Origin of the sequence: Halosimplex halobium, from assembly GCF_051414055.1 — an archaeon.
Taxonomy (GTDB): domain Archaea; phylum Halobacteriota; class Halobacteria; order Halobacteriales; family Haloarculaceae; genus Halosimplex; species Halosimplex halobium.
In genome coordinates this window covers 101345-127386 of the sequence record NZ_JBLKNX010000005.1, presented here as the reverse complement: position 1 = coordinate 127386, position 26042 = coordinate 101345, and the positions used below count along the sequence as shown (strand labels likewise).

Annotated in this window: 28 protein-coding genes and 1 pseudogene; 10 read left to right on the top strand and 19 right to left on the bottom strand. The window is 70.6% G+C overall.

Annotated features, from left to right (window positions below):
- Nucleotides 1-26: 26 nt before the first annotated feature.
- The 6 genes from ACMGFG_RS07180 to ACMGFG_RS07155 form a co-directional block, all read right to left on the bottom strand.
- Complete coding sequence (locus tag ACMGFG_RS07180) at nucleotides 27-251, bottom strand: hypothetical protein (RefSeq protein WP_436929652.1); 225 nt, start codon at nucleotides 249-251, stop codon at nucleotides 27-29.
- Between the two features lie 201 nt (nucleotides 252-452).
- Nucleotides 453-932 (bottom strand): nucleoside-diphosphate kinase, encoded by a 480-nt coding sequence (ndk, locus tag ACMGFG_RS07175; protein WP_436929651.1) that lies wholly within the window; start codon nucleotides 930-932, stop codon nucleotides 453-455.
- On the bottom strand, nucleotides 929-1366 hold the full coding sequence (locus ACMGFG_RS07170) for a 50S ribosomal protein L24e (protein WP_436929650.1): 438 nt from the start codon (nucleotides 1364-1366) through the stop codon (nucleotides 929-931). The genes ndk and ACMGFG_RS07170 overlap by 4 nt, the downstream gene beginning before the upstream one ends.
- A complete protein-coding gene (locus tag ACMGFG_RS07165) occupies nucleotides 1366-1596 on the bottom strand; it encodes a 30S ribosomal protein S28e (protein ID WP_135362901.1) in 231 nt (76 codons plus the stop codon). Before ACMGFG_RS07165 ends, ACMGFG_RS07170 begins: the two co-directional genes overlap by 1 nt.
- Before the next feature lie 10 nt (nucleotides 1597-1606).
- On the bottom strand, nucleotides 1607-1969 hold the full coding sequence (gene rpl7ae, locus ACMGFG_RS07160) for a 50S ribosomal protein L7Ae (RefSeq protein ID WP_436929649.1): 363 nt from the start codon (nucleotides 1967-1969) through the stop codon (nucleotides 1607-1609).
- 243 nt (nucleotides 1970-2212) lie between these two features.
- Nucleotides 2213-3268: an NAD(P)H-dependent flavin oxidoreductase gene (locus ACMGFG_RS07155; protein ID WP_436929648.1), complete on the bottom strand. Its 1056-nt coding sequence runs from the start codon at nucleotides 3266-3268 to the stop codon at nucleotides 2213-2215.
- 73 nt (nucleotides 3269-3341) lie between these two features.
- Here ACMGFG_RS07155 and tmcA point away from each other — a divergent pair, with 73 nt between their 5' ends.
- Entirely contained in the window at nucleotides 3342-5678 is a 2337-nt protein-coding gene (gene tmcA, locus ACMGFG_RS07150) for a tRNA(Met) cytidine acetyltransferase TmcA (protein ID WP_436929647.1), read from the top strand.
- Between the two features lie 14 nt (nucleotides 5679-5692).
- Here tmcA and ACMGFG_RS07145 read toward each other — a convergent pair whose 3' ends face one another.
- Nucleotides 5693-6970 carry an RNA-guided endonuclease TnpB family protein gene (locus ACMGFG_RS07145; protein ID WP_436929646.1) on the bottom strand — a complete coding sequence of 426 codons (1278 nt, stop codon included), beginning with the start codon at nucleotides 6968-6970 and terminating at the stop codon, nucleotides 5693-5695.
- 260 nt (nucleotides 6971-7230) lie between these two features.
- On the opposite strand from ACMGFG_RS07145, the gene ACMGFG_RS07140 reads away from it, so the two are divergent.
- Nucleotides 7231-7737, top strand: a complete 507-nt coding sequence (locus ACMGFG_RS07140) for a DUF456 domain-containing protein (RefSeq protein WP_436929645.1) — start codon at nucleotides 7231-7233, stop codon at nucleotides 7735-7737.
- A 77-nt stretch (nucleotides 7738-7814) separates the two neighbouring features.
- Here ACMGFG_RS07140 and ACMGFG_RS07135 read toward each other — a convergent pair whose 3' ends face one another.
- The 3 genes from ACMGFG_RS07135 to ACMGFG_RS07125 all read right to left on the bottom strand — a co-directional run bounded on the left by ACMGFG_RS07135 (nucleotide 7815) and on the right by ACMGFG_RS07125 (nucleotide 10109).
- The gene (locus ACMGFG_RS07135) at nucleotides 7815-8144 is read right to left on the bottom strand and encodes a ribbon-helix-helix protein (RefSeq protein ID WP_436929644.1); all 330 of its coding nucleotides are present in this window, start codon (nucleotides 8142-8144) and stop codon (nucleotides 7815-7817) included.
- An 86-nt stretch (nucleotides 8145-8230) separates the two neighbouring features.
- Nucleotides 8231-8512: a hypothetical protein gene (locus ACMGFG_RS07130; protein ID WP_436929643.1), complete on the bottom strand. Its 282-nt coding sequence runs from the start codon at nucleotides 8510-8512 to the stop codon at nucleotides 8231-8233.
- Between the two features lie 181 nt (nucleotides 8513-8693).
- Complete coding sequence (locus tag ACMGFG_RS07125) at nucleotides 8694-10109, bottom strand: cytochrome P450 (RefSeq protein ID WP_436929642.1); 1416 nt, start codon at nucleotides 10107-10109, stop codon at nucleotides 8694-8696.
- A 122-nt stretch (nucleotides 10110-10231) separates the two neighbouring features.
- Between ACMGFG_RS07125 and ACMGFG_RS07120 the strand changes: the two genes are divergently transcribed.
- Complete coding sequence (locus tag ACMGFG_RS07120; RefSeq protein ID WP_436929641.1) at nucleotides 10232-11236, top strand: NAD-dependent epimerase/dehydratase family protein; 1005 nt, start codon at nucleotides 10232-10234, stop codon at nucleotides 11234-11236.
- Between the two features lie 30 nt (nucleotides 11237-11266).
- Here the strand turns inward: ACMGFG_RS07120 and ACMGFG_RS07115 are convergent, their stop codons facing one another.
- From ACMGFG_RS07115 to ACMGFG_RS07105, 3 genes are all read right to left on the bottom strand, one after another.
- On the bottom strand, nucleotides 11267-11413 hold the full coding sequence (locus ACMGFG_RS07115; RefSeq protein WP_436929640.1) for a hypothetical protein: 147 nt from the start codon (nucleotides 11411-11413) through the stop codon (nucleotides 11267-11269).
- Nucleotides 11414-11418: 5 nt separating this feature from the next.
- Nucleotides 11419-11604 carry a DUF7837 family putative zinc-binding protein gene (locus tag ACMGFG_RS07110; protein ID WP_436929639.1) on the bottom strand — a complete coding sequence of 62 codons (186 nt, stop codon included), beginning with the start codon at nucleotides 11602-11604 and terminating at the stop codon, nucleotides 11419-11421.
- A 77-nt stretch (nucleotides 11605-11681) separates the two neighbouring features.
- Nucleotides 11682-12152, bottom strand: a complete 471-nt coding sequence (locus ACMGFG_RS07105) for an FKBP-type peptidyl-prolyl cis-trans isomerase (protein WP_436929638.1) — start codon at nucleotides 12150-12152, stop codon at nucleotides 11682-11684.
- 124 nt (nucleotides 12153-12276) lie between these two features.
- Between ACMGFG_RS07105 and ACMGFG_RS07100 the strand changes: the two genes are divergently transcribed.
- Nucleotides 12277-12507, top strand: coding sequence for a hypothetical protein (locus tag ACMGFG_RS07100; RefSeq protein WP_436929637.1), 231 nt, complete (start codon nucleotides 12277-12279; stop codon nucleotides 12505-12507).
- A 20-nt stretch (nucleotides 12508-12527) separates the two neighbouring features.
- Here the strand turns inward: ACMGFG_RS07100 and ACMGFG_RS07095 are convergent, their stop codons facing one another.
- Together ACMGFG_RS07095 and ACMGFG_RS07090 are read right to left on the bottom strand one after the other, a co-directional pair.
- The gene (locus tag ACMGFG_RS07095) at nucleotides 12528-13535 is read right to left on the bottom strand and encodes an aldo/keto reductase (protein ID WP_436929636.1); all 1008 of its coding nucleotides are present in this window, start codon (nucleotides 13533-13535) and stop codon (nucleotides 12528-12530) included.
- A gap of 166 nt (nucleotides 13536-13701) precedes the next feature.
- Nucleotides 13702-14321, bottom strand: a pseudogene (locus ACMGFG_RS07090) (VOC family protein).
- Between the two features lie 133 nt (nucleotides 14322-14454).
- On the opposite strand from ACMGFG_RS07090, the gene ACMGFG_RS07085 reads away from it, so the two are divergent.
- The 4 genes from ACMGFG_RS07085 to ACMGFG_RS07070 all read left to right on the top strand — a co-directional run bounded on the left by ACMGFG_RS07085 (nucleotide 14455) and on the right by ACMGFG_RS07070 (nucleotide 17597).
- On the top strand, nucleotides 14455-14919 hold the full coding sequence (locus tag ACMGFG_RS07085; RefSeq protein ID WP_436929635.1) for a hypothetical protein: 465 nt from the start codon (nucleotides 14455-14457) through the stop codon (nucleotides 14917-14919).
- A 134-nt stretch (nucleotides 14920-15053) separates the two neighbouring features.
- Nucleotides 15054-15908, top strand: a complete 855-nt coding sequence (locus ACMGFG_RS07080) for a hypothetical protein (RefSeq protein WP_436929634.1) — start codon at nucleotides 15054-15056, stop codon at nucleotides 15906-15908.
- Nucleotides 15909-15983: 75 nt separating this feature from the next.
- The gene (locus ACMGFG_RS07075; RefSeq protein WP_436929633.1) at nucleotides 15984-16838 is read left to right on the top strand and encodes a phosphatase PAP2 family protein; all 855 of its coding nucleotides are present in this window, start codon (nucleotides 15984-15986) and stop codon (nucleotides 16836-16838) included.
- Nucleotides 16839-16958: 120 nt separating this feature from the next.
- Nucleotides 16959-17597: a phosphoesterase gene (locus ACMGFG_RS07070; protein WP_436929632.1), complete on the top strand. Its 639-nt coding sequence runs from the start codon at nucleotides 16959-16961 to the stop codon at nucleotides 17595-17597.
- 55 nt (nucleotides 17598-17652) lie between these two features.
- On the opposite strand, the gene ACMGFG_RS07065 is transcribed toward ACMGFG_RS07070, so the two are convergent.
- From ACMGFG_RS07065 to leuS, 3 genes are all read right to left on the bottom strand, one after another.
- Entirely contained in the window at nucleotides 17653-18690 is a 1038-nt protein-coding gene (locus ACMGFG_RS07065) for an NAD(P)/FAD-dependent oxidoreductase (protein ID WP_436929631.1), read from the bottom strand.
- 412 nt (nucleotides 18691-19102) lie between these two features.
- Nucleotides 19103-20236 carry a CapA family protein gene (locus tag ACMGFG_RS07060; RefSeq protein WP_436929630.1) on the bottom strand — a complete coding sequence of 378 codons (1134 nt, stop codon included), beginning with the start codon at nucleotides 20234-20236 and terminating at the stop codon, nucleotides 19103-19105.
- A gap of 25 nt (nucleotides 20237-20261) precedes the next feature.
- Complete coding sequence (gene leuS, locus ACMGFG_RS07055; protein ID WP_436929629.1) at nucleotides 20262-22970, bottom strand: leucine--tRNA ligase; 2709 nt, start codon at nucleotides 22968-22970, stop codon at nucleotides 20262-20264.
- Between the two features lie 140 nt (nucleotides 22971-23110).
- On the opposite strand from leuS, the gene ACMGFG_RS07050 reads away from it, so the two are divergent.
- Nucleotides 23111-24331 carry an FAD-dependent oxidoreductase gene (locus ACMGFG_RS07050; RefSeq protein WP_436929628.1) on the top strand — a complete coding sequence of 407 codons (1221 nt, stop codon included), beginning with the start codon at nucleotides 23111-23113 and terminating at the stop codon, nucleotides 24329-24331.
- 55 nt (nucleotides 24332-24386) lie between these two features.
- Here ACMGFG_RS07050 and ACMGFG_RS07045 read toward each other — a convergent pair whose 3' ends face one another.
- Nucleotides 24387-24692 (bottom strand): hypothetical protein, encoded by a 306-nt coding sequence (locus tag ACMGFG_RS07045; RefSeq protein WP_436929627.1) that lies wholly within the window; start codon nucleotides 24690-24692, stop codon nucleotides 24387-24389.
- 261 nt (nucleotides 24693-24953) lie between these two features.
- Between ACMGFG_RS07045 and ACMGFG_RS07040 the strand changes: the two genes are divergently transcribed.
- The gene (locus ACMGFG_RS07040; RefSeq protein ID WP_436929626.1) at nucleotides 24954-25997 is read left to right on the top strand and encodes a phytoene/squalene synthase family protein; all 1044 of its coding nucleotides are present in this window, start codon (nucleotides 24954-24956) and stop codon (nucleotides 25995-25997) included.
- Nucleotides 25998-26042: the final 45 nt, after the last annotated feature.

Here is a 26042-nt window from a genome sequence, read left to right as displayed (position 1 = left end):
GCTCGATCCAGTTCGGCTCCCGCCGGTCACCCCTCGGCCGACTCGTCCAGATACGCCCGGAGACACTCGCGGTGGACCCACCGCTCGGTCATCACGCCGGGGCTCCCCGGGTCGGCCGCCCGCAGGACCGCGTACTCCTCGCTCTCGGGCGGAACCACGCCCACCTCGATCGGGATCGACTCGCCGCAGACCGAACAGTCCTCGTCGGCGTCCGGCGGCGTCGCGAGCGCGTCCTCGACGATATCGTCCACGTCCGAACGCTGTGGTCGGCCCGTCAAAAAGCTACGCCGGGGGTTCGCTTCGCCGAAAGGCGCGCCGGGCGACAGTCGCGACTCGCGGGCGGGAACGTGCGAACCAAACGTGACTCGCGAGTGCGAAGCGAAGTCGACCGGAACCCGGTCGACGTGCGCAGCGACGGCCGAGAAGCGGGGAACCGGGTCGGGAGAACCGGTTCAGTGGTCTTCGTCTTCGTAGACCCAGGGCTCGTCCGAGCGGTCGTACTCGACGAGCTCGTCCTCGTCGAAGAACAGCTCGATCTCGCGTTCGTTGGCGCCCTCGTCCTCGTGGTCCGAACCGTGGATGATGTTCTGCCCGAGGTCGAGGCCGTAGTCGCCCCGGATGGTGCCGGGGGCGGCCTCGGCGGGGTCGGTCGCGCCCATCATCTGGCGGACCTGGCGGGTCGCGTCGGCGCCCTCCCAGACCATCGCCATCACCGGACCGCTGGTGATGAATTCGACGAGGTCGTCGAAGAACGGCTTGTCCTCGTGCTCGCCGTAGTGCTGCTCGGCGAGCTCGCGGTCGATCCGCATGAACTTCGCGCCGACGAGCTTCAGCCCGCGCTCCTCGAGGCGGGTGATGATCTCGCCGGTGAGCCCGCGCTGGACGGCGTCGGGCTTGGCCATCACGAACGTCCGCTCGTCGTGGTGGCTCATCGTGCCTCGGCCTCCTCCTCGTCGGTGTCGCCCTCGTCGGACCCCTCGTCCGCGTCGGCCTCGTCAGCCTCGGCGTCCTCGTCGGCGTCGGCCTCCTCGGGGTCGGAGGCGCCGGCCTCGACGGCCTCGTCGGGCTCGACATCCTCGAGGTCCTCGTCGGTGTCACCCGGGGCGTCGACGTCCTGGCCCTGGTCCTCGATGTCGGTCGGGCGCTCGTCGGCGGCCGACTCGGACGCCTCGTCTTCGTCGGGCTCGGCGGCTTCCTCCTCCTCGCCGGCCCACTCGAGGTCGCGGGACTCGCGACCGAGGTTGGCGTTCTTCTCGCACTTCGAGGAGCAGTAGTGGATGGTCGAGCCGTTGGTGCGGACGAACATGGTGCCCGTCCCGGGCTCGATGTCGGTGCCGCAGTAGTCGCATTCGCGCGTTCGTGGCATTATTGGCCCCCGATCTGGTCGGCCTCGCGCGCGGTCTCGCGGAGCTGGAGCACGTCGCCCTCCCGGACCGGCCCGAGGACGTTTCGCGTGATGATGCGGCCCTGGTTCTCGCCGCCGCGGATCCGGCACTTGACCTGCATGGCCTCGCCGTGCATCCCCGTGCGGCCCACGACTTCGATGACTTCGGCGGCCGTGGAACCGCCGTCTCCGTCGGATTCTTCAGCAGACATACCGGGTCACCTACCGGAGTTCCTCGACCTTGCCGGCGATGTCGTCGACGTCACTCCCCGCGTCGCCCGCGTCGACGATGGCTGCCGCGGCGCTGCCGACTTCGAGGCCGGCCGCGTGGCCGACGTCGTCCTGCGTGCCGATGAAGACGAACGGGATGTCTTTCTCGTCGGCCAGCTCCGGGAGGTGCATGACGATCTCCTCGGGCTGGACGTCCTCGGCGACGAAGACGAGCTCGGCGTTGCCGCGCTCGACGGTCTTGGTCGTCTCGTTGGTTCCCTTCTTCACGGTGCCTGTGTCTCGTGCGACCTCGAGGGCCTCGAGGGCGTCGTCCTCGAGGTCCGCGGGCACGTCGAAATCTACGTATACTGGCATTTGTGGATCACCTCCCGCGCGTGGGCTCGCGCTCCCCCGCCGGTCCGGGCCAGGCCCGGGCGCCGCGAGAAAATCGCGGCGGAATATCCTGAGAGGCTAGGAGCATCATCAACCCCGCGCGGGCTGTACACCCATCTGGCAGAGGAGTACTAAAAGCACTTTCGAAGCTGCAACGGCGTGCGAGCAGTCTGCACACGTCACGCCCGCTCGCGCCCACCTCCCCGAAGCCCGGGGCGTCGCCGTTCACCCGCGTCCGTCCGGTCCGTCCACCCCCGGCCCGTCGGCGTCGCGGTCCGGGGCCAGCGAGCGCAGCGTCCGCTCGGCCCCCTCGACCAGCTCCGCGACGACGGCGGCGGCCGGCGCCACCGCGTCGACCCCGCCGACGCTCTGGCCGGCGTAGTGTGGCAGCTCCTCGACACTCCCGTCGACCCCCGACAGCGGCGGCAGGTCGACGTAGCGTTCGAGCGGGTCGCCGTCGAGGTCGGCGACCACGTCGTCGGCGTCATCCCGCTCGGCCACCGGCGGTCGGCCGGCCGCGATCCACCGCTCGGTGGCCGGCGAGGCGAGCGTCCGGTGGGGCTGGCCGGGCCAGCCCTTCGGGAACGGCGTTCCCCGGACCGTCTCCGTCGCCTCGCCGGCGACGAGGCGCTCGCGGTAGCGCTCGTGGGCGTCGGCCTCCTCGGTGGCGACGAAGCGGGTCCCGAGCCAGGCGCCGTCCGCCCCCAGCGCGAGGACCGCCGCGAGCCCGCGCCCGTCCGCGACGCCGCCGGCCGCGACCACCGGCACGTCCTCGGGCGTCGCGTCGGCCACGCGGGGCACCAGCGCCGTCGTCGCCACGTCGCTCTGGACGTGGCCGCCGGCCTCCCAGCCCTGCGCGACGACCGCGTCGACGCCCGCCGCGACCGCCGCGCGCGCCTCGTCGGCGCTCCCCACCGTCGCAAGCACGTCGGCGCCGGCGTCGTGGACCCGGTCGACGTACGACGCCGGGTCGCCGAACGAGAACGAGACGAGGGGCGCGCCGGCGTCGAGACACGCCGTCAGGTGCTCGCCGGTGGGCCGCTCGCGGGCGTCGTCGTCGAGGACGAGGTTCACCGCGAACGGCGCGTCGGTCCGGTCGCGGATGGCGGCGACCGCGGCGCGCGTCTCCGCGAGGTCGCGCCAGGTCACCGCGAGCGTCCCGAGCCCGCCGGCCGCGGAGACCGCCGCCGCCAGTTCGGGCGTCGAGACGCTCCCGACCGGCGCCTGGACGACGGGGTGGTCGATCCCGAACGCGTCACAGAGCGACGTGTGGAGGGACACGCCAGACTCTGCGCGGCGACCGCCCTTCAATCCGATCGGCGGGCATTTGTCGCTCGGCGGCGGACGGGGACCCATGACCGTCGGCCGCGTCGCCGAGGCCCTGCGCGCGGAGGCCAGCGCCACCAACGAGCGGCGGCTGCTCGTCCTCTCGGGGGAGGGGGACGCCACCCGCGAAGCCGCCGAGCGGGCGCTCGACGCGGTCGACATCGACTCGCGGGACGTGACCTACCTCGGCGACGCCGAGGGGACGCCCTGGGAGCGGGTCCCGCCGGCCCGCGCGGGCGACCTGCTCGGGACGACCCACGGCGCGCTCGTGGTGGACTGCCACGAGGCGTGTCGCCCGAACGCCCTCGGTCGCGCCGTCGGGGCCGTCGATGGCGGCGGCCTGCTCGTCCTCTGTGTCCCGCCGCTCGACGCGTGGCCCGGCCGACGCGACGCCTTCGACGAGACGCTGGCCGTCCCGCCGTTCGACGTGTCCGAGGTGGCCGGCAACTTCCGGCGCCGGCTGGTCGAGTTGCTCCGCGCCCATCCCGGGGTCGGCGTCGTCGACGTGGGCGACGGGGCGGGCGACCCGACCGTCGAGCGCGACGGGCTGACCGACCCCGCGCCGCGCCGTCCGGCCGACCCGCCGGCGGTCCCCGACGACCCCGCGTTCCCGGCCGCCGTCTACGAGCGGTGCCGGACCGACGACCAGGTGACCGCGGTGGAGACGCTGGAGGGGCTGGCGGAGCCCGGCAACGCCGTCGTCGTCGAGGCCGACCGCGGCCGCGGGAAGTCGAGCGCCGCCGGCCTCGCCGCGGGTGCGCTCGCGCTCGACGGGCGGGACGTGCTCGTCACCGCGCCGCAGTATCGAAGTGCAGCGGAAGTCTTCGCCCGCGCCCGCGAGGTACTCGCCGACGCCGGCGCGCTCGCCGGCGACCCCGACGAGTCCGACCCGAAACTGCTGGAATCAGACGGCAGCGCGGATACCGACGGTCCGGCCGGCCGCGTCCGCTTCGCGAAACCGACCGACGCGGCCGAGTTGCCCGGGGAACCCGACGCGGTCGTCGTCGACGAGGCCGCGGCGCTGCCCGTGGGGCTGCTCGAACGGTTCCTCGACGCGCCCGCGGCGGCGTTCACCACGACGGTCCACGGCTACGAGGGCGCCGGCCGGGGGTTCTCCGTCCGCTTCCGCGACCGCCTGGCCGACAGCGACTTCGCGGTGACGGACGCGTCGATGACCGACCCGATCCGCTACGCCGCCGGCGACCCCGTGGAGGTGTGGGCCTTCCGCGCGCTCCTGCTCGACGCTAGCCCCGCCGTCGACCCGCTCGTCGAGGACGCCGGCGTCGGGGCGAACGAGGGCGAGAGCGCCGACTCGATCGACTACCGCGCGTTCGACGCCGCCGACCTGCTGGCCGACGAACACCTGCTCCGGGAGGTCTTCGGGCTGCTCGTCGCCGCCCACTACCGCACGGAGCCGTCGGATCTGGCCCGCCTGCTCGACGCGCCGAACGTGACCGTCCGCGCGCTCACCCACGGGGGCCACGTCGTCTCGGTCGCGCTGCTGGCCCGCGAGGGGAACCTCCCCGCAGACCTGCGTGCGCACATGTACGAGGGCGGCCGTGTCCGCGGGAACATGATCCCGGACGTGCTGACGAGCCAGCTGCGAGACGAGGACGCGGGCGTGCCGGAGGGGCTGCGCGTCCTCCGGATCGCGACCCACCACGCCGTCCGCTCGCGCGGCCTCGGCTCGCGCTTGCTCGCCGAGATACGGGGTGAGTTCGCCGACGACGTGGACTGGCTGGGCACCGGCTACGGCGCGACGCCGGAACTCCTGCAGTTCTGGCGGGCGAACGGCTACGCGACCGTCCACCTCTCGACGACACGCAACGACGCCAGCGGCGAGTACTCGGCGGTGATGCTCGACCCCACGAGCGACGCCGGCCGGGAGCTGGCCGACCGCCACTCCCGGTGGTTCGTCGACCGCGTCGGGGCGATGCTGTCGGACCCGCTGGACGACATGGATCCCGACGTGGTGCGGGCGGCGCTGCGCAGTGCGGACGCGACGCCCGAACTCGACCTCTCGGAGTGGGAGTGGCGGCTGCTCGCCGGAACGGTCGGCGGCGCCGGCATCTTCGACACCTCGCCGCGGCCGCTCCGGCGGCTGACCGTCCGGTACCTGACCGAGGCCGACTCCTCCGGCGACGGCGGCGAGGACGACGACCCGAGCGGGACGCTACTCGACCCCCGCCAGGAGCGTCTGCTGGTGCGGAAGGCGTTGCAGGGACATTCGTGGGGCGCGGTGGCCGACGAGTTGGGCTTTCACTCCCACGGGCAGTGCATGCGGGCGCTCGGGGAGGCGACCCGACCGCTACTTTCACACTTGGGCGGCCCGAAGGTCGCGGCGGAACTGGAGCGATTCGAGTGACATCCTCGCCCGCCCTAGAGGACGGGGCTTCCTACAAGGGCAGCCTCATCGTCGGAGGTTTCAGAACTGAAGTCCGCGAGCGTCGTCTGTCGGGATTGCTGACTCTGCTCGCAGTGTCCTGTGGCGCTGTCACGGGCGCTCCCATCCCGAAGTGAGTCATCGGTGTGCGGTTTCAATGCGCACCTCTCTCCCCACGGGTTGACGCGATTTGCGATGTTCACACTCGCGTTAATGTCTGCTTGGTACTCCGTCACCCAACAGTCGGTGTTCGTACAGCGGAACTGCGCCTGCGAACTACGCGAACCGATGTGTCCGCAGGCGTGGCACGTTTGGCTGGTGTAGGCGGGATCCACGAACTGAACAGGTATCCCTGCGTCGAGGGCTTTATCCTCGATTCGAGATGTGAGCCGTGCGAACGCCCACGGGTGGAGACGCCGATTCATCCACTTACCATAGTCCAGTTGCTCGCGAATGTACGACAGGTCTTCAAGCGCGATAACAGGGTTTTCGAATTGCTGTGCGTATTCCACAGCCTGCCGAGACGCCTTCTCGATAATATCCGTCAAGGCGTTCTGATAGTAGTCAAAACGTTCGTCGATCCGCCAGTCGGCATCACGTTCTTGCAGACGACGGAGGGTCGTGAACATTTCTTTGCGGAGCTGTCGTGCCCGCCCGCCATCGAACAGCATGGGTTGGGTTGGAGTACCGTCTTGACAGGCACAGCCCGTCAAGAGTTTGGATTCACCGATATCGAACCCGACTACTGTTGGGTTGTCTGGTTCGTCTGGATCTGCGATCTTGTACTCGACGGTTACATGCAACACCCAGGTAGTGCGGTGTTCTTGCAATCGAAACTCACCGACCGATACGTCGCCGTCGAACAGGTCATGCCACAACTCGCGTTGGGCTGGATTGATGCGGAGCGGAATCCAGAAGGCGTTGCCACGCCCTGCTTGTGGAACACGCCAGCAGAACTCGTGCTCGCGGTCTTCGGAGTGGTCGAGACACCACCCACGATTGGTGAATCGAACAGGGTGGTCGTTGTCCACTTCCGACGCGTTGTACGTCTCGCGGAGTTGTGGAACGTAGGACTTGAGCGCGTCCTTGGCGTAGGACGTGAGCGTGTACGGCGTCACGACATCGTTGACCGCTGTTTGCGTTTCTGCACCGCTCTCGAATGCGTCTTCGAGGGCACGGCGATACGTTGCCACTGTGCGCTGAAGCCGTCGCTCCTTGTGTGCCGTGGGTGGCGCGAGCGTGGCTTCGAGCGTTTTCGTGGCGGTCGCGCTCACACACAACTATTAGGATTGGTAATAGTTAAAAGCAACCAATTACTAAACATCTACGATTACAAACCTGAGCATCGAAGTGAACGAAGACGAGTACGAACGATTGAGCGACGTGAAAGACGCACACGGTCTGACGTGGCGCGGGCTCGTTCTACAAGGAACAAAAGCGTTGGACACCGATGGCCCACTGTCGGAATGACTGCACAGATTTTCGAGCGCATACACCCCCAGCCTAAAGGGCAGAGCTTGCTTATATCTAGAGGATGCAACTCCCCGCGCTGGAAGCCCTCCCCGTCGACCTGTTCGTGATCGTCGCGTTCGTCCTCCTGGTCGGCGGCGTCGTCGGCAGCGTCACCCCGCTGGTCCCGGGGGGGATCCTCTCGCTCGCCGGCGTCGTCGTCTACTGGTGGGGCAGCGGCTTCGCCGAACCGAACGTCTTCGTCCTCTCGGGGCTGCTGTTCGTCGCCCTGATCGCGATCGCGACCGACTGGCTCGCCGGCGCCGTCTCGGCGAAGGCCGGCGGCGCCTCGACCCGGACGACCGTCGTCGCCACCCTCGTCGGCCTCGTCGGCCTCGTGTGGGGCCCGATCGGGTTCCTCCTCGGGACCGCCGGCACCGTGTTCCTCATGGAACTGGCCGACGGGGGCGAACTCGAGGAGAGCGCCCACGCCGCCGGCGTGACCCTGCTGGGGATGCTCACCTCCAGCGTCCTCCAGGTGCTACTGACCGCCGGCGTCCTCGTCGCGATGGTCGGCGTCCTCCTGCTCTGAATCGGCGGTCTTCTACTCCGAGATGTCGAGCGTCCGCACCCGGGCCAGTCGGGTGAGCGGAGTCGGAACCCGGAGTGTCAGAACTGGTAGCGGCGGTCGTCGGGGTCGCCGGACTGGGGGAACTGGTCGGCGCCGGTCATCTCGTCGAAGGTCATGCCCGAGAGGTACTCGTCGTAGGTCACGTCGTACTCGGTGCGGAGGTGGAAGTCGAGGTTGCCGGTCTCGACGGCGCTCCGGAACAGCATGTGGATCCCACGGCGGACGAGTTCGTCGGGGTCGTCGGTGTCCAGCGCGGCCAGCAGCATCGCGAGCTCGTTGCGCGTCTCGCGGTCGGTCTCGACGGACAGCCGCTCGTCGAGGTCGCTGTACTCGCGCTGCACGTCGTCCTGCAGGTCGTCGAGGCTCATACCACTTCTCAGGCGGGGCCTCGCAAACACCTTACGTTCTACGGGGGCGGCCGACCGGGACACACCGGCGGGGACGGACCGCGAGGTCAGGGGTACACTTCGACGGCGTCGGGGCGGACGACGAACGTGCGGTCCCAGAGGCCGACGACGAGGACGAACTCCCCGGACCCCTCGTTCGCCCGGTTGTGGGCGGTCAGGTTGTCGAGCGCGCCGGCGTCGATCTGGTCGTACAGCTGCGGGTCGGGCCCGTCGAGGTCGACGTGGGCGCGTCTTGCGGCCCTGAGGAGCGCGTCGGTCGCCTCCTCGTCGTCGCCGACGGCGGTGCGCGCGATGGGGGTATCTTCCGGGATCCGGCTCGTGGCTGTCATACCGGATACGCCGGGCGCCACCCTCCTAAACCGGGGTCGTCGCTAGCTCGATTTCAGCCGATTTCACGCAGTTTCACTCCGGCGGGAGAGCTCGTGTGTCCGGAAAAATGGCGGTCCCGTGTCGGGAACGCCGTGGACGAACGCGGCCGCGGTTCGCGCTCCCGGTGCGGCGTCGGCCGGGTCAGCGTTCGACGACCCGCGCGGGCACGCCGTCGGCGGGCTGGGTCGTCATCTGCGGGTCGAGTTCGAGGTCGGCGAGCGGGTCGAGCCGGTAGCGCCGCCCGATCGTCGCGAGCGCGAGTCGGGCTTCCAGCATCGCGAAGCGCCGGCCGATACAGTCCCGGGGGCCCGCGCCGAACGGGACGAACGCGTAGCCCTTCGACTGCGGGTCCGCGTCCCGCCAGCGCGACGGCCGGAACGCCCCGGGGTCGTCGTAGAAGCGCTCGTCGCGGTGTATCGAGACGACCGAGAGGTGGGTCGTCGTCCCCTCGGGGAGCCGGTAGCCGTCGACGGACACGTCCCTGGCGGTCACCCGCGGGATCGTGTGGACCGGCGGGTAGAGCCGCAGCGCCTCCAGGAAGACCCGCTCGGTCACGTCGAGGTCCCGCAGGTCGTCGAACGAGGGGCGGTCGGCGCCGGGGCCCGTGCCGAGCACGTCGTCGAGTTCGGCGTGGAACCGCTCGCGGACCTCGGGGTGGGTGCCGAGCAGGTGGAGGGCGTAGGTCATCGCCAGCGCGGTCGTGTCGTGGCCGGCGAAGATGAAGCCGGCCACCTGGTCGGCGATCTCCGCGTCGGAGAGGTCGGCGTCGCCGCGGTCCCGCAGCGCGACGAGCGTCGAGAGCAGGTCCTCGCCGACGGACTCGTCGTCGGCCGCGACCGCCGCCTCCCGCTCCGCGAGCAGCCGCCGCGCCTCGGCGTCGAGCGTCTCCCGGGCGCGGGCGAACCGGCGGCGGGCCGGCGTCGGCACCCACTCCGGCAGCGCCCACGAGGTGGGCTTGAACCAGAGGTTCAGGTCCGAGGCGGCCCGCCGGAGTTCCTCGTCGCCGTCGAGGTCCAGCCGGCGGGCGAACAGCGTCGCGAAGAGGTTCTCCAGCGCGAGCGCCCGCAGTTCGTCGTGCAGCGAGACGCGGTCGCCGTCGGCCCAGCGGTCGACCCGGCGCTCGGTCAGCGCGGCCATCTCCTCGGCGTAGCCGCGGACCTTCCCCGGGTAGAAGAACTCCCGGACGGCGTCGTGCTGGCGCTCCCACTGGTCGCCCTCGACCGACAGGAGGTTCTGCCCGAACGCGACCGTGAACACGTCGCCCTTGGTGAAGGCGTCGCGGTCGCTCACCAGGGCGCGCTCGACGTGGTCGGGGTGGGCCAGCACGCAGAGGTCGCCCTCGCCGAGGACGCGTGCCAGCAGGCAGTCGCCGGCGCGGTCGGTCGCCCAGTCGACGAATTCGAACGGGTCGCGGGCGTAGCGGTGCGTGTGCCCGACGACGGGCAACCCCGGCGGCGACGGCGGCGTGTCGCCGGCCGACCCGACCGACCCGGTCGACTCGGCTGTCCCGGCCGACTCGGCCGTCCCCTCCCCCCGGTCCCCACGGGCGTCGCTCATACCTGCGGGTGGCGAGCCCCCGGGAGGAAAACCTGTCGCAGGGCCGTCGGCCGGGCCGCCGCGCTCGCGGTTGGGGCTTCCGCGAGGCGACGTTTTATCCCCGGCGTCGCCATGGATGACCCATGGACGTTCTCATCATCGGCGGCACCGGGCTGATAAGCACCGGCATCGCACGCCAGGCGGTCGACGCCGGCCACGACGTGACCGCGTTCCACCGCGGCGAGACCGACGCGGACTTGCCCGAGGCAGTCTCACACGTCCACGGGGACCGCAACGACGACGAACGGCTGGCAGAGGTGGCCGCCGAGGTCGACCCCGAGGTCGTCGTCGACATGGTGTGTTTCTCGCCGGACCAGGCCCGGAGCGCCGTCGAGGCCTTCGCGGGCGTCGAGCAGTTCGTCTTCTGCTCGACGGTCGACGTGTACCACCGGCCGCTGGACGCCAACCCCGCGACGGAAGACGCCCCCCGTGAACCGCCGGTCAGCGACTACGGCGCCGACAAGGCCGAGTGCGAGGACGTCTTCTTCGACGCTCACGGCGACGCCTTCGCGACGACGGTGATCCGGCCGTGGAGCACCTACGGCGAGGGCGGCCCGGTCATCCACACGATGGGCTGGGGGACCTACTACCTCGACCGCGTGCGGAAGGGCGAGCCCGTCATCGTCCACGGCGACGGCGCGACGCTGTGGGGGCCCTGCCACCGCGACGATGTCGCGGGCGCGTTCGTGGCGGCCATCGGCAACGAGACCGCCTACGGTGAGGCCTACCACGTCACCAGCGAGGAGGTCATCTCCTGGAACCAGTACCACGAGTACGTCGCCGACGCCATGGACGCACCGGAGCCAGACCTCGTCTACATCCCGACCGACAAGCTCGTCGCGGCGGTCCCTGACCGGACGGACCCGCTGGTCGACCACTTCCAGTACTCGACGGTCTTCGACAACAGCAAGGCGAAACGGGACCTGGACTTCGAGTACACCGTCCCCTTCCGCGAGGGCGTCGAGCGGACGATCGACGACCTCGAACGGCGCGACGCGATCGACGACTACGACAGCGAGAACGACGACGAGATAATCGCGGCGTGGCGCGACTCGACGCGGTCGTTCGTCGCGGCGTTCGACGGCTGAGGAACGGGGGCTGTCGGATTCCGGCGCCGATCAGTCGATGTCGTACCGGACGATGCCCTCCGAGTCGCAGGTCCCGCAGACGGACGTGTCGGGGTCGACGGTGGTGCCGCAGCGCCGACACTCGGCGACGACGGTCCCGGCGTCGCTGCGCGCGACCAGCGAGGCGAACAGGCTCACCGCGATCACTCCGGGTGGACCGGGTCCCCGCAGTTCGGACACTCGGCGAAGAGTTTCGGCCAGCTCCCCTCCGAATCGTAGCGGATCAGCAGGTTCGCCGTCGGGATCATCACGTCGCAGCTCGGACACGCGCCGAGCGTCTCCCCCCGGAGGTTCCGGTTGTCGGTCTCGACCATGCCCAGTGGTACCATCCCACCTACCGTTGTTATATCCCGTATAACGGCGAGAATGTGGGAGTTTATTACGCGCCTACGGCGAAAAGCGGCGGTTACTCGACGGCGACGACTTCGACCTCGAAGGTCAGCGCCTCGCCGGCGAGTTCGTGGTTGAAGTCGACTGTGACCGTCTCGTCGTCGGCGTCGACGACCTCGCCGGGGAGGCCCTCCTCGGTCTGGATCTCCAGCCCCTCTTCGACCTCGCGACCGCCGAGCATCTCCGCGAACTCGTCGGCGCCGTACTCGACGACGCGGTCGTCGGTGCGCTCGCCGTACGCCTGTTCGGGTTCGATCTCGACGGTGTCCTCCTCGCCGGCCTCCATGCCGACCAGGCCGTCTTCGAGCCCCTCGATGATGCGGCCCGAGCCGATCTCGACGGTGAGCGGCTGGTAGTCGCGGTCGGGCTGGTTCTCGGTGAGTCCCTCCTCCTCGGCGACGGACTCCAGCGACGTGTCGAAGACGCTGCCGTCGTCCAGTCGTCCTGTGTACTCGATGGTCACGGTGTCGCCCGTTGAAATAGCCATACCGTCCGGAACAGTGCCCGACGGATAAGCCTGCGGGCTCCGGGTCGTCTCGGTGCTCGGTACGGGCTACAGCGCCAGCAGTAGAATCAGAAACATTTTCATTTCCCTCGGACCGGTTTTCGCCATGGATGCAGGGGAATCTATCGGCCTCCGTGTCCGCGCAGCGGCGCGTATCACTGCGGGAGTGCTGATCGGCAGTCTTGGTAGCGTCGTTACGGGGCTAGGGGGCACCAGCGGAGGTGATGCCGTCCTCGCCGGGGCCGCTGTCTGGATCGTTTCCCTCTTCGCTGGGCTCGTCGTCGCTCTTCAGGGCGTCATCGTGTTGGTAGAAGGCGTGATAGACGCCGTCGAGTGACGAACTGAACGCGCTGTCCCCTACGCGTTCGTCCTGTACAGCTCCCCCTCGTCGTCGTACCGCGCCTCGAAGATGCGGTCGAACTGTTCGTCGGAGATGGACACGTCCACCGCGCCCATATTCTCGTCCAGTTGCTCCACCGTACGAGCCCCGACGATGGGCACACAGTCGAACTCCCGCTGGTCCATCAGCCACCGGAGTGCCACCTGCGCGGGCGAGGCGTCGACCTCGTCGGCGACCTCCCGAACCGCGTCGAGGACGTGCCAGCCGCGCTCGGAGACGTACCAGTCCTCGAACATCGGGTCGAGGTCGGCGCGGGTCCCCTCGTCGGCGTCGAGGTCGTAGGTGCCGTCGCCGACGCGCTCGTACTTCCCGGTGAGGAAGCCGCCGGCCAGCGGCGAGTACGGGCAGACCGCGAGGTTCTGGTCGGCGCACACGTCCAGGTACTCGGCCACGTCCTCGTAGTAGGCGGCGTGAAAGAGTGGCTGGGTGACGGAGAAGGCCTCGTAGTTGTTCACGTCGGCCTTCCAGAGGCCCTTCGTGAGCTTCCAGGCGTCACACGTCGAGATGCCGACGTAGTGGACCTTCCCCTCGCTGACGAGGTCGTCGACCGCCCGCAAGGTGTGCTCGATGGGTGTCTCGTCGTCGAAGCGGTGCAGGTAGAGGATGTCCAGGTAGTCCGTGCCCAGCCGGTCGAGCGAGCCCTCGACCTCGGCGCGGACGTTCTTCTTCGAGAGGTTCTCCTGGAAGCGCGAGACCGTCGACCAGAAGCACTTCGAGGCGATCACGTAGTCCTCGCGGTCCTCGTCTTCGAGCCACTCGCCGATCCACCGCTCGGAGTCGCCGCCGCCGTAGCCGTTGGCGGTGTCGATGAAGTTACCCCCGCGCTCGGCGTAGGCGTCGAGCAGTTCGTGGGCCTCCTCGCGGCCCGTCTCGACGACGCCGTCGTGTTCCTTCCCGAAGCGCCACGTCCCGAGACAGACGGGCGAGACCTGCAGGCCGGTCTCCCCGAGTCGGACGTACTCCATACCGGCCGCTAGGGCGCCGCTCGCTTAGTGGTTGGTTTCCCGGAACCAGGCTCGGGTCGTCCGGGCCCGACTGATACGGATTATTGCAAGCGTTTACCGGGTCGACCGCACGACTGCGTGCGGTCGATCCTGGAATGTCTTGCAATAATCCGTATGACTCCCTGGGTCACTCCACGCCGGCGCCGGTCGGCGCGTCCGGGAGTTCGACGGGGTCGCTGTCGATGCCGAGTTCCGCCAGCGCTCGTTCCAGGTGTTCGGCCTCGGCGTACTCGGCGCCGTCGGCGACGCGGATCCGCTGGACGGTCGCCAGCACCTCGCCGCGGCGGTCGTCCGGGATGTCGTACTTGTCGATCGCCAGCTCGATGGTGAGGCCGTTGTGGTCGCGGGTGTACAGCGAGTGGAAGATCCCCCGGTCGAACTCGTTGTAGCCGTGGCCGAACTCCTCCAGGGCGCGTTTCACGTCCGCGAAGCGCTCGGGGTCGATGCTAAAGGAGAGGGGTGGACCGACCCGATCTGGTGGCGCAGCGGGGCCGACGACGACTCGCGGTCCTCGGTCACGAAGAAGGTGAGGATGCGGCCGTCGCCGGTGTCGAAAAACAGATGCGTCGAGTCGGGGTCGTCGAGGTTGGGCTGGCGAAGCACCAGCGGCATCCCCAGCAGGTCGCGGTAGAACTCGACCGTGTCCGCCTCGTTGCTCCCGATCAGCGTGATGTGGTCGGTGCCGGTCGTGTGGAACGGGCTCTCGGGCGGCTCGGCCGTGATCTCCGGACCGCTGTCCTCTGACATACCCCGCCGTAGGGGCGAGAGTCCCATAGGTCTCCTGCCGACGATGGTCCGCTCGGCCCGACCCTACCGCACTCCGCGACCGATAGATTGATAGTCGATTACCGGTCCGGTACGACCAACGTACCCCGGGTAGATGACGCCTATCGATCTCGCCGCGGCCGTCGCCGCGCTCGCCCTCGCGGTCAGTCTCGGACTCGTCGCGCACGAACTCGCCCACGCGGCCGTCCTGCGCGCCGCGGGCGTGGCCTACCGGATCGACTGGTTCCCCGGCGACGAGACCGGGGTCCTCGGGGCGGGCCTGCGCGGGCGCTGGGCCGCGGTCAGGCCGCGGGCGACCGCGGAGACGCCCGCCTGGGTCCTGCGGTGTTCGGCAGTGATGCCGCTCGCGCTCGCCGCGCCGCTCGCGCTCGTCCCCCTCGGCGCCGTCCCCGACCCGTTTGCCGGCGAGGGACTCGCCCGCTTCGCCGCCGTCGGGTGGATGGCCTGTGCGCTGCCGAGCCCGCAGGACTTCTCCGTGCTGTGGTACGCCGACGCCGCCGTCGCCGAGGCGACCGACCCGGGTCCGACCGACGAGTCGCCGGCGACGCGACCGCAGTGAGGTCACTGCAGGCGTGACCGCCGCCGGGACGACCCGGTAGGGCCGCGATACTCCGCGGCATCCTGCCAGCGTCCTGCGGGCGGGCCGATAGGCGCCTGTTTCCTTTTCCCGTCGCTCCCCTATCGGTGGGACCGATGTCAGACCCCGACAGAGACGCGGAGGCCGAGCGCGCGACGAACGTGCGGTTCGATAACTGGCCGGTCAGGCGCTACGACGCCTACGAGGTCAGCGACGAGCGCGAGACGCCGGCGACCGAGGAGGGCGAGCCCGAGCGGATGGACGACGTGGAGTGGATCGGCATGGCGCCCTCGGGCGCCGGCTCCGACAGCGCGTACATCTACGAACCCGAGAACGACACGGTCCACGAGGGCCGCTTCGACCGGGAGAGCGGGCGGGTCGTCCTCGACGAGGACGGCGAGCGCCGCGAACTCGACGAGGAGGAGACGCTGGGTGACCACCTCGTCGACATCGCCGAGGGCCACGACTGGGGCTGGCTCTCGTCGTTCGCCCGCGAGCACATGGACACGCCCGACCACGACCCCGACGACCCGACCGCCGGCCACCACCTGCCGCCCGGCTTCGACCACGAGGCGACCGAGTTCCAGCGACGGAACCTCGTCGACGACGCCGACGAGGACGCCGCGTTCTTCGGGTCGCACACCTTCGCCGACGACACCGACCGGGTCCACGTGCTCGAACGCGAGTTCGGCGTCACCGCCGAGGGCGCCGACGGCGCCGAGGTACACGTCGAGGAGCGCTACCTCGTCGCCGAGGAACCCCGCGAGGAGGACCGCGCCGGCAACGCCGACCTCGTCGAGGAGCGCGAGTACAACCTCGGCCTCGATGTCGACCCGGACGAGGGGACGTGGGTCAACGACGCGGAGGGACTGCTCCGGGAGTGGCATCGTCGACACCTCGCCCCGCCCGAGCGCGAGGAGCACCGCCGCGTCGACCGCCGGCCGGCCGAACCGGGCGACGCCGCCGACTGACCGTTCGAGCTGACACCGCCTGCCCCGGCGAAATCCGGCCGCGGCCACAAGTGCGGGGCGGTCGTATCGAGCAGGGTGCCCGACGGAATCGTCCTGCAGACGATCGACGAGGCGGTCCGCGCGGCCGTGCCCGCGTGGCTGGTGCCCGTCTTCCTCGGTATCACGCGGCTCGGCAACGTCGGCGTCTTCCTGGTCGCGTTCGCCCTCGACTACTGGTTCGTCGACCGCGAGCGCGGCGCCCACGCCATCGGCGTCGTCGTCGCCGGGATGGCGGCCCTGACCGCGCTGAAGTACTTCTTCGCCGCGCCGCGGCCGCCGGCCTCGGTCAACGTTGTCCCGACCGGCGGCCACAGCTTCCCGAGCGGTCACGCGATGGGTGCGACCGTCGCCTACGGCACACTCGCCGTCGACCTCGACGCCGGTTCCGACCGCCTCCGCTACGGCGCGGCGGCCGTCCTCGTCGCCCTCGTCGCGCTCTCGCGGGTGGTCCTCGGCGTCCACTTCGTCCGGGACGTGCTCGCCGGGGTGGCCTTCGGCGTCGCCTTTCTCCTGGTCGCCTTCGCGCTGACCGGCCGGGACCCGCGCCGGGGGTTCCTGCTGGCCGCCGGCGCGTCCGGCATCGCGCTTCTCGTCAGCGAGTTCAGCCCCGACGCCCTCGGCCTGCTGGGACTGGCGCTCGGCGCGGCGGTCGTCTGGGAAGCCACCGGACATCCGGGGACCGTCGAGCGACCGCTGTGGCGCCTCGCGCTGGTCGGCGGCGTCCTCCCCGTGCTCGCGGGGCTCGGTTACGTCGCCGTCGTCGTCGAGCCGTCGCCGGCCGTCGTCTTCGCCTGCGCCGTCGCGCTCGGGGCCGGCCTGATCGGTCCGCCGGCAGTCGTCGCGGCCGTGCGCGGCGAATCGCGTCCCGGGCCGTCGTCGCTCCGCTCCTGAGGGCAGCCGGCCGCAATCGTCCCCGGCGACCGCCGGTAGCAACTCTCGCGACTGCTGGCGGCGGCCCCCGGCGACTGCCGGCAGGCGGGTTATGCGGCCGGACGGCCTACTGCGTCCGTCATGTCGCTGCTCGGTCGAGCGGTCGACCTGTACGGGTACGTCTTCCACCCGAGCACCGTCATCGGGTTCGGCGTCCTGGTGCTGATCCACTACGAGTGGGCCGGCCAGTCGGCGGACCGCTCCGTCCTCTGGAAGCGGTGGGGAGCCTTCGTCGGCGCCGGCGTGCTGGGGTTCGTCCCCACGGCCGCCTTCTTCGCCCTCCAGCGGGGAACGCTCTCGAAGGCGTTCTCCGGCAGCAGCTGGCAGCTGGACATGATGGTCGCCTCGGGCGTGGTCCTCGGGGCGGCGATCACCTGGGGCGTGTGGCGCCGCTACGACTGGGGGCGGCTGGTGCCCGGCGGCATGGCGGCGCTGATCGCGGTCGTCCCGCCCTACGCCGTCCTCTCGCCGTTCTGGGACATCTCCGGCCACGTCATCTTCGCGCTCGCGCCGACGCTGTACCTCGCCCTGCTCGATCGGAAGTTCCTCCCGCTGCTGGCGATCCCCGTCGTCATGGTCCCGACCCGGGTGCTCGTCAACGCCCACAGCGCGCTGGAGTCGGTCGCCGGGTTCGTCGTCGCGGCGGCCATCGTCGTCGCCGTCTACCTCTGGCGGTCCCCGGGGAGCGAGCGCGAGGCGACGACGGCGACGGCACCCTGATCGGGACAGCGGGCCGCGAGACTCACCGCCCGCGACTGCCGGTCCCCGGTCACGCTCACAGCGAATATGCGACTTGTTCGCCGGTGTCGAGTCCGTTCCGGAGCGCCGCGTGCAGGCGCGCCTCGCCGGCCACCCAGTCGCCGAGCGCGTACAGGTCCGCGTCCGCGGCGTCGTCGACCGCGCCCCGCCGCACGCCCTCGTCGGGGAGCGCGTAGCGCCACCCCTGGTGGTCGGTCCACGCGGGGTCGGCCAGCCGTCCGTCGTCCAGCACGTCCGCGGTCAGTTCCGCGAGGTCGGCCACGTTCTCCGCCGGGTCGTCGTCGTAGCGCTCGACCGACCACTCGGGGTTGGCCTGCACCACCAGCACCGACTCCCCGTCGGGGACGTGCCCGTCCTTGCACTCCTCGCGGGCGATCCAGCCGATCTCGTGGTCCCGGTCGGGGTTGACCAGCGCGTAGTACGGCCGGTCGAGTTCGAACTCGTAGCCCAGCACCGCCGTCCAGATCGTCCGGTAGGGGACCGCCTCGGCCGCCTCGGCGAGGTCGTCCCGCACTTCGCTGTCCCACTCGGCGTCGCGCAGCAACTCGGCGCTCTGCGGTGCGGGCGGGTTGAGGAGCAACGCGTCGAACGGCCCCCACTCCCCGCCGTCGGTGTCGACGACGCGCCACTGTTGGCTGTCGCGCACGAGCGTCTCGGCTCTGGTCGAGTTCTCCACCGTCGCGTCGGTCTCGCCCAGCAGGCGTTTGGCGATCTGCGTGAGTCCCTGGCGGTAGCTCCACTTGTGCTCGTCGGCGTCGCGGCCCTCCGAGACCGACCCGTTGGCGTCGAAGGTGTAGATCGGTTCGGTCACGTCGACGAGCCCATCCGAGTCGAGCGTCTCGGTCAGGAGTTCGACGACGCGGTCGTCGTCGCTCTTGACGTAGTTGGCGCCGTAGTCGTAGGTCACGTCGCCGCGGCGGCGGGTGGCCGCCCGGCCGCAGACGCCGCGGGACTTCTCCAGGACCGTCACCTCGGCCGACGGGACCGCCCCGTCGAGCACGTACGTCGCGGCCGCGGCCGCCGCGCCCGCGCCGACGACTCCTATCCGTGTCATGGCGGCCGTTCGGGCTCCTGTGACTAAACGGGTCGTATCTCTGATTCGGTGTTCAATCCGGAGTAGGTGACTGACGAGTGGGCGCATACGGCCGAGATCCGGTGTCCGTAGTCGACGACTGGAGGTGAAATCCCTCGGCCCGCTCGCGGTCGCTGACCGGGATATCCGCGCTCGGACAACCGCACCGCCACGCACTCACGCGGATAGTGCCCGCTCAGGCGACTGAACTGCACGCGAGCGCGCCTCGCCCTTTCAGTCCACCAAGACCGCACTACTGCACAGCACCGCAGACAGCCACACACCTCCCCAGCCGATTGCGATGCTCACTTCGTTGCGCTTCTCATCCCTCGCACGGTGCTGTCGCGCGACGAGACGCGCGACAGCGCGCGCCGACCGCACACCGCCCGATGACTCACTCAGTCGCGAGCGGTATCGAGACGCCCCGTCCCTCGCGCTCGACCGTCGTCCCGAACTCGGCGGAGAGCGTCCGGACGCGCTCGCGGATCCACGCCGCCACGTCGCCGCTCGCCCGTCGGACCTGCTCGTCGACGATCTCGACGGGCGCGACGCGCAGCCGGTCCAGCCGGCCGTCCTCCACGGCGAGTTCGACGCGGGCGCTCCGGTCGTTGTGCAGGCCCTCTTTCACGATGTAGTCGTCCACGTAGTCCCCGAGATCGTAGAGAATCGGGCGGCCCTGGTAGACCTCGATCCCCTGGAGGACGTGGGCGCTGTGGCCGTGGACCACGTCGACGCCGCGGTCGACGAGCCAGCGGGCGAACCGCCGCTGGGTCGCCGACGGCCGGACCTCCCAGTTGGGCCCCCAGTGCAGCGACGCCACCACGAGGTCCGGGTCGCGGCGGTAGACGGTCTCCAGCATCGCCCCGACCCGCTCGCGCGTCTCCGGTCGCTCGGGGTCGAGCCGGAGCCACGCCGTCCCCGCGCTGTCGGGGCCGGCACGGTAGGACCGCGACTGGTCGGTCAGCGCGATCACCCCCACGTCCAGGTCGCCCACGGCGGCGACGGTCGGCTCGAACGCCGCCGCGCGGTCGCGGCCGGCGCCCGCCGCCGCGATCCCGGCGTCGATGAGGTGGTCGACGGTGTCGGCCAGCGCCGTCGGCCCGAAGTCCAGCAGGTGGTTGTTCGCCAGCGACGCGAAGGAAGTCCCGGCTGCCGAAAGCGCCGGGACCGCCCACGCCGGGTCGGCCCGGAAGTAGTACCCCCGGTTCGGCGTCCGCTCGCCGCGAGTCGAGAGCCCGCATTCGAGGTTCAAAACGAGGCCGTCGAGCCCACGGAGCGCCGGGAGCGTCGTGCCCCAGACGCCGGCGGGGTCGCGGGCCGATCCCTCCGATTCGCTGCCCGCCCAGCGCTCGTCGACGCTCCGGCCGAGCATCGCGTCGCCGGCGAACCCGACCCAGGCGTCCGCGTCCCCGCGAACCGTCGCGGTCGGCGACCGTCGACTCCGCCGTCTGACGGCCCCGCCGAGCCCCGCCAGCGCGGTCACGGAGGCCGCCGACCCCGCGAGGACGGCCCGCCGGGACGGGGTCACGGTCGGTCGCCCTCCCTGAGACGCATCAGTCGATGTGGATCGCTGGTTTGGCGGGTTCGGCCTTCCTGGCGAGGTCGTCGTCGGGGGTCGCACGGCGCACCTCGATCTCCGCGCCGAACTCGTCGGCGAACAGCCAGCCGGCCGCCTCCAGCACGGCGAGTTCGCGCTCGGCGTCGAGGACGGGTTCGAGCGCGCCCGCGCGGTCCGCGAGTTCGCCCAGGTACTCGGCGGCGCGGTCGCCGGCCTCGCCGACGGCGTCGTCGTCCAGCGCGGACCCGACGACGGCGTCGCCCGGGTCGGCCGTCCGGACGTGCTCGTAGGCGCGGTACTTCCAGTCCTCGGCGACGACGATCTCGATGGTGTCGGGGTCGTCGATGTCGACGACCTCGGTGATGTCGCGCACGTCGTCGAGGGTCCGGTCGACCAGTTGCCGCTCCAGTTCGTAGTCGTCGATCGCCTCGGAGACCGCCGGCCACTCGGCCTCGACGACCATCCCGTCGGTGTCGAGCAGGTTCCACATCTCCTCGCCGAGGTACGGTGCCATCGGCGCGACGAACCGCGTCAGCGCGCCCAGCCCACGCTCGTAGGTCGCCTCGTCGACGGGCCCGTACTCGGCGTAGCGGCGGAGCAGGCGGGCGAACCGCTGGATCTCGCTGACGACGCGGTGGAAGCGGAACCGCTCGTACTCCTCGGCGACCGCCGTGATCGTCCGGTCGATCTCGCGTTCGAGGTAGGCGTCCTGTGGCGCCGACTCCTCGCGGGTCGCCACGTCGTCCCGGTCGGCGACCATCGCGTAGAGGCGCTGCTGGAAGTCGTACACGTCACCGACGGACTTGACCGTCCACTCGAAGTCCTGTGCGGGGTGAGCCGCGGAGAGGAGGAACAGGCGCGTCGTCTCGGCGCCGTACTCGTGGGGCGCGATGGCGTTGCCCTTCGAGGAGGACATCTTCTCGCCGTCGTAGAGGACGGTGCCCTGGTTGATCAGCCGCTCGACCGGTTCGCGCGTGTCGAGCAGGCCCAGGTCCGCGAGGGCGCGGGTGAAGAATCGGATGTAGAGGAGGTGGAGGATAGCGTGTTCCTCGCCGCCGACGTACACGTCGACCGGGAGCCAGTCGTCGGCGCGGTCGGTGTCGAACGGCGCCGAGTTCAGGTCCGGCGAGAGGAACCGCAGGAAGTACCACGAGGAGTCGACGAACGTGTCCATCGTGTCCGTCTCGCGCTCGGCGGGGCCGCCACACTCCGGACACTCGACGGACTTCCACTCCTCGCTCTCTTCGAGGGGGTTGCCCGCGGTGCGGACGTACGGCGGGAGTTCGACGGGCAGGTCCTCGTCGGGAACGGGGACGCGACCGCAGTCGTCGCAGTGGATCATCGGGATCGGGGTGCCCCAGTAGCGCTGGCGCGAGATGAGCCAGTCCCGGAGGCGGTACTCGACGGCCGACTCGACGCCCGGTTCGCCGAGCAGGCGCTCGCGAGCGGCGGAACTGGCCAGCCCGTCGTACTCGCCGCTGTTCGTGAGCATCCCGTCGTCGGTGTAGGGGGCGCCGGGCAGGTCCGTCCCGCTGCCGTCGACGGGTTCGACGACTTGTTCGACCGGGAGGTCGTGGGCGTCGGCGAAGGCGTGGTCGCGCTCGTTGTGGGCGGGCACGCCCATCACGGCCCCGGTCCCGACGTCGTCGAGGACGTAGGCCGCGACGTAGACCGGCAGTTCCTCGCCAGTGATGGGGTGCGTGGCGGTCAGGTCCGTCTCGACGCCGGAGGTGCCGCCGGCGTCGGCGCCCGCGCTGGTCACGTCCTCGACGTAGTCGGCCACCTCGTCGTCCGTCTCCGCGACCGCACGCGCGATGTCGTGGCCCGGCGAGAGTGCGACGAAGGTGGCACCGTGGACGGTGTCGAGGCGGGTGGTGAACACGTCGACGCTGTCGGCGGTGTCGCCCACCGCCGCGCTCGCGTCCCTGTCCCCGACGAGGGCCGCCCCGTCGAGGTCGAAGGTGACGTGGGCGCCCTCCTGGCGGCCGATCCAGTTGCGCTGGATGTCGCGGACGCTGTCGGGCCACCCCTCGAGGTCGTCGAGGCCGGCGTCGAGTTCCTCGGCGTAGTCGGTGATCGTGAAGAACCACTGGTCGAGTTCGCGCCGTTCGACGGGCGTCTCGCAGCGCCAGCAGACCCCCGCCGCGTGGGCGTGGTCGACCGCGCTCGATTCGGCCTCGGCGTCGTCGGGTCGCTCGACCTGCGCGTCGGCGAGCACCGTCTCGCAGTCCGGACACCAGTTGACGCGGGCGCCCGTGTACTCGACCAGGTCCTCCTCGTAGAAGCGCTTGAAGAGGTACTGGTTCCAGCGGTAGTACTCGGGGTCGCAGGTGGTGACCTCCCGCGACCAGTCGTAGCCGAAGCCCATCGTCTCCAGCTCCTCGCGCATCTGCTCGATACAGGAGCGGGTCCACGACTCGGGGTCCGTGCCCCGCTCGTAGGCGGCGTTCTCCGCTGGGAGCCCGAAGGCGTCCCACCCCATCGGCTGGAGCACCTCGTCGCCCCGCAGCGAGCGGTAGCGGGCGTAGGCGTCGGTGATCGCGTAGTTGCGGACGTGGCCCATGTGGAGCGTGCCGGAGGTGTAGGGGAACATCCCCAGGACGTACGTCGGGTCGGCGGCGTCGTCGGCCACCTCGTAGACGCCCTCGGCGTCCCAGACGTACTGCCAGTACTCCTGCACCCGCGCGTGGTTGTACCGAGTCATCGACTGTTGGCGGACGTGCGTCCGCCGGCGTAATCACTGTTCCCCCACGGCGACGGGGTTTCGCGGACTCGCGAGGGCGGGCGATGACTCGGTCATCCCCTCGTCGGCACCCACATCCGTCTCCGACCCCAGGGATCGGTATGGCGATAGACACGACGGTCCTCGTGGTCGGCGGCGGGGCGACCGGTGCGGGCGTCGCGCGCGACCTCGCGCTGCGCGGGTGCGACGTGACGCTCGTCGACCGCGGCGGCCTCGCGGACGGGACGACCGGCCGCTCGCACGGCCTGCTCCACAGCGGCGCGCGCTACGCCGAGGCCGACGAGACCGGCGCCGAGGAGTGCATCGCGGAGAACCGCGTCCTCCGGGACATCGCGGGCGCGGCCGTCGCGGACACCGGCGGCCTGTTCGTCCAGCTCGCGGCGGACGACCCCGACTACTTCGACGCCAAGCGCGACGCCTGTGAGGCGGTCGGGATCCCCGTCGAGACCCTCGACGGCGACGAGGCGCGAGCCGCCGTCCCCGAACTCTCCGAGACGGTCGAACGGGCGATGCGCGTCCCGGACGCCGTCGTCTCGCCGTCGCGGCTCGTGGCCGCGAACGCCCGCGACGCCGCAGACCGCGGCGCCTCGGTCCACTACGACTCGCCCGTCGAGGGGATCCGGGTCGACGACGGCGAGGTGGCCGGCGTCGCGGTCGGCGGCGCGCTCGGCGAGACGGTCCGCCCGGAGGTGGTCGTCAACGCGACGGGCGCGTGGGCCGGCGAACTCGCGGCGATGGCGGGCGCGACCGTGGCGATGCGGCCCACCCGCGGGCTCATGGTGTCGGTCGACTATCCCGACCTCGGGACGGTCCTCAACCGCTCGCGCGAGCCGGGCGACGGCGACATCGTCGTTCCCCACGAGCGCGAGGCGGTGCTCGGGACGACGAGCGTCGCGGTCGACGACCCCGACGACTACGAGCGGGCCGACTGGGAGCGCGAGCGCGTCCGCGAGGAGTGCGCGGCGATGTGCCCGCCGCTTTCCGACGCCGCCCACGTCCGCGAGTGGTGGGGCGTGCGCCCGCTGTACGAGCCCGACGAGGCCGACCGCGGCGGCCGGGGCATCTCGCGCGGGTTCTTCCTGCTCGACCACGCTGACGAGGGGGTCGGGAACCTCCTGTCGGTCGTCGGCGGGAAGCTGACCACCTACCGGCTGATGGCCGAGGCGACGGCCGACGCGGTCTGCGAGCGACTCGGCGTCGACGAGCCCTGTCGCACCGCCGAGGAGGCGCTACCCGGCGCGGACGACGCCGAGGCGCTCGACGGGTTCGTCGCCGACCTCGGCGGCCCGGGCCCCTCGGACAGCGACGTGGCTGGGCGGTGAGGATGTCGGCTGACGGCGGTGAAGGAGCGTCCGCCGGCGGATGATATCCCGCCGGTCAGTCGTCGTCGAACCAGCGGGCGGTCGAGTCGAGGTACTCGTCGCGGGGCTGACCGGGCTCGAAGTTCGGGCGGGCGTACTCCCGGAGGCGCTCGCCCGCGAAGGTCGCGAGCACGCCGACCGAGGCCAGGAAGACCCAGCCGCCGACCGAGCCGGTGACCGCCGCGACCACGTCCGCATCGTAGTACGCGGCCATGGCGGCCAGCCCCGCGCCGAACAGCACCGCGTAGACCACCGCGGCCATGACGAGCCACGGGCTGGTCGACCGCAACTGCCGTCGGAAGCGTCTCGCCGAACGACCCATATCCGGGCCTTGGAGTACTCCCGAAAAAGCCTTTCTTTCCCGTGGTTCGTGTTCCCAGGCCGGGGGAGAGGGAGGGGGATCGGCGGGCCGGGTCGGCGCGGTCGCCCGCCGGAAGTGACACCGTGCAGTTAGTTCGGTGATGGTCGGAGGTCACGCGAGCGGGCACGCTCCGGCTGCCCGGGGTGCGAATCCCCCGTCCCCCGTCCGGGCGAACAGTCGGCGAACTTTTTACTTGTGGAATCTTAAGGGGTGGTATCGGGAATGTCACGGAACCAGACCGAAGGGGTGTTTCAGGACGACCTCGACTACTGTTACGACGCCGTCCAGGACGTGTCGCGGACGTTCGCGCTGACGGTCGCGGAGCTCGACGAGCCGATGTCGCGCGATATCTGTGTCGGCTACCTCCTCTGCCGGATCGCGGACACCGTCGAGGACGCGGGGCACATCCCGCCGGCCGAACAGCGGACCCTCCTCGACCTGTACAACCGGGTGCTCGACCCCGACGACGACGCCACCGTCGCGGAGTTCAGGGCCGCGGTCGACGAGTGGATCCCCGAGAGCCCCGACGCCGACTGGGAGGTCGTCGCCCAGTCGCCGCGGGTGTTCCGCGCGTTCGACGGCCTCGACGACGAATCGAAGGCCGCCATCCGGCCGCCGGTGCGCGAGCTCGTCAGCGGCATGGCGATGTTCGTCGAACGGTACGCCGAGCAGGGCGGGCTCCGGCTCCAGACGTTCGGCGAACTGGAGGAGTACTGCTGGTACGCCGCCGGGACCGTCGGGACGCTCGTGACGGGCCTGCTCTCGCGCAACGTCGACGACTCCGTCAGCGAGACGCTCCAGAACAACGCCCGCTCGTTCGCGATGCTGCTCCAGCTGGTCAACGTCTCGAAGGACGTGGCCACCGACTTCGAGGAGGAGAACAACGTCTACATCCCCCAGGAACTGCTCGAGGACCAGGAACTCGACACGGAGGACATCCGCGAGGAGGACGGCGAGGAGTTCGTCCCCGTCATCCGCCGGGTCGTCGACCGCGCCGAGGGGTACCTCGACGGCGCACAGACCTGGCTGGAGGCCATGCCCGAGATCCGCGGCAACACCCTCTCGGCGTGGGCGATCCCATTCCTGCTGGCCGTCGGCACGCTGCGGGAACTCGAGGAGCGCCCCGAGGACGTGATCGAGGAGGGCGACGTGAAGGTCTCCCGCTCGGAGGTGACGACGCTGTTCGCGATGTTCTCCGGCGACGACGACCCCTCGGTCGCCGAACTCCGCTCGAAGATCCGCCAGCAACCGCTCGACGAGTACTGACCCCGCGGCCGCCGAGGGTCCCCGAACCCCGGTCCGGTTCGGCTC

Coding starts and splice junctions, on each gene's coding strand:
- ndk (WP_436929651.1), bottom strand. CDS start 932: ATGAGCCACCACGACGAGCGGACGTTCGTGATGGCCAAGCCCGACGCC.
- ACMGFG_RS07170 (WP_436929650.1), bottom strand. CDS start 1,366: ATGCCACGAACGCGCGAATGCGACTACTGCGGCACCGACATCGAGCCC.
- ACMGFG_RS07165 (WP_135362901.1), bottom strand. CDS start 1,596: ATGTCTGCTGAAGAATCCGACGGAGACGGCGGTTCCACGGCCGCCGAA.
- rpl7ae (WP_436929649.1), bottom strand. CDS start 1,969: ATGCCAGTATACGTAGATTTCGACGTGCCCGCGGACCTCGAGGACGAC.
- tmcA (WP_436929647.1), top strand. CDS start 3,342: ATGACCGTCGGCCGCGTCGCCGAGGCCCTGCGCGCGGAGGCCAGCGCC.
- ACMGFG_RS07140 (WP_436929645.1), top strand. CDS start 7,231: ATGCAACTCCCCGCGCTGGAAGCCCTCCCCGTCGACCTGTTCGTGATC.
- ACMGFG_RS07135 (WP_436929644.1), bottom strand. CDS start 8,144: ATGAGCCTCGACGACCTGCAGGACGACGTGCAGCGCGAGTACAGCGAC.
- ACMGFG_RS07130 (WP_436929643.1), bottom strand. CDS start 8,512: ATGACAGCCACGAGCCGGATCCCGGAAGATACCCCCATCGCGCGCACC.
- ACMGFG_RS07125 (WP_436929642.1), bottom strand. CDS start 10,109: ATGAGCGACGCCCGTGGGGACCGGGGGGAGGGGACGGCCGAGTCGGCC.
- ACMGFG_RS07120 (WP_436929641.1), top strand. CDS start 10,232: ATGGACGTTCTCATCATCGGCGGCACCGGGCTGATAAGCACCGGCATC.
- ACMGFG_RS07110 (WP_436929639.1), bottom strand. CDS start 11,604: ATGGTACCACTGGGCATGGTCGAGACCGACAACCGGAACCTCCGGGGG.
- ACMGFG_RS07105 (WP_436929638.1), bottom strand. CDS start 12,152: ATGGCTATTTCAACGGGCGACACCGTGACCATCGAGTACACAGGACGA.
- ACMGFG_RS07100 (WP_436929637.1), top strand. CDS start 12,277: ATGGATGCAGGGGAATCTATCGGCCTCCGTGTCCGCGCAGCGGCGCGT.
- ACMGFG_RS07095 (WP_436929636.1), bottom strand. CDS start 13,535: ATGGAGTACGTCCGACTCGGGGAGACCGGCCTGCAGGTCTCGCCCGTC.
- ACMGFG_RS07085 (WP_436929635.1), top strand. CDS start 14,455: ATGACGCCTATCGATCTCGCCGCGGCCGTCGCCGCGCTCGCCCTCGCG.
- ACMGFG_RS07080 (WP_436929634.1), top strand. CDS start 15,054: ATGTCAGACCCCGACAGAGACGCGGAGGCCGAGCGCGCGACGAACGTG.
- ACMGFG_RS07070 (WP_436929632.1), top strand. CDS start 16,959: ATGTCGCTGCTCGGTCGAGCGGTCGACCTGTACGGGTACGTCTTCCAC.
- ACMGFG_RS07065 (WP_436929631.1), bottom strand. CDS start 18,690: ATGACACGGATAGGAGTCGTCGGCGCGGGCGCGGCGGCCGCGGCCGCG.
- leuS (WP_436929629.1), bottom strand. CDS start 22,970: ATGACTCGGTACAACCACGCGCGGGTGCAGGAGTACTGGCAGTACGTC.
- ACMGFG_RS07050 (WP_436929628.1), top strand. CDS start 23,111: ATGGCGATAGACACGACGGTCCTCGTGGTCGGCGGCGGGGCGACCGGT.
- ACMGFG_RS07045 (WP_436929627.1), bottom strand. CDS start 24,692: ATGGGTCGTTCGGCGAGACGCTTCCGACGGCAGTTGCGGTCGACCAGC.
- ACMGFG_RS07040 (WP_436929626.1), top strand. CDS start 24,954: ATGTCACGGAACCAGACCGAAGGGGTGTTTCAGGACGACCTCGACTAC.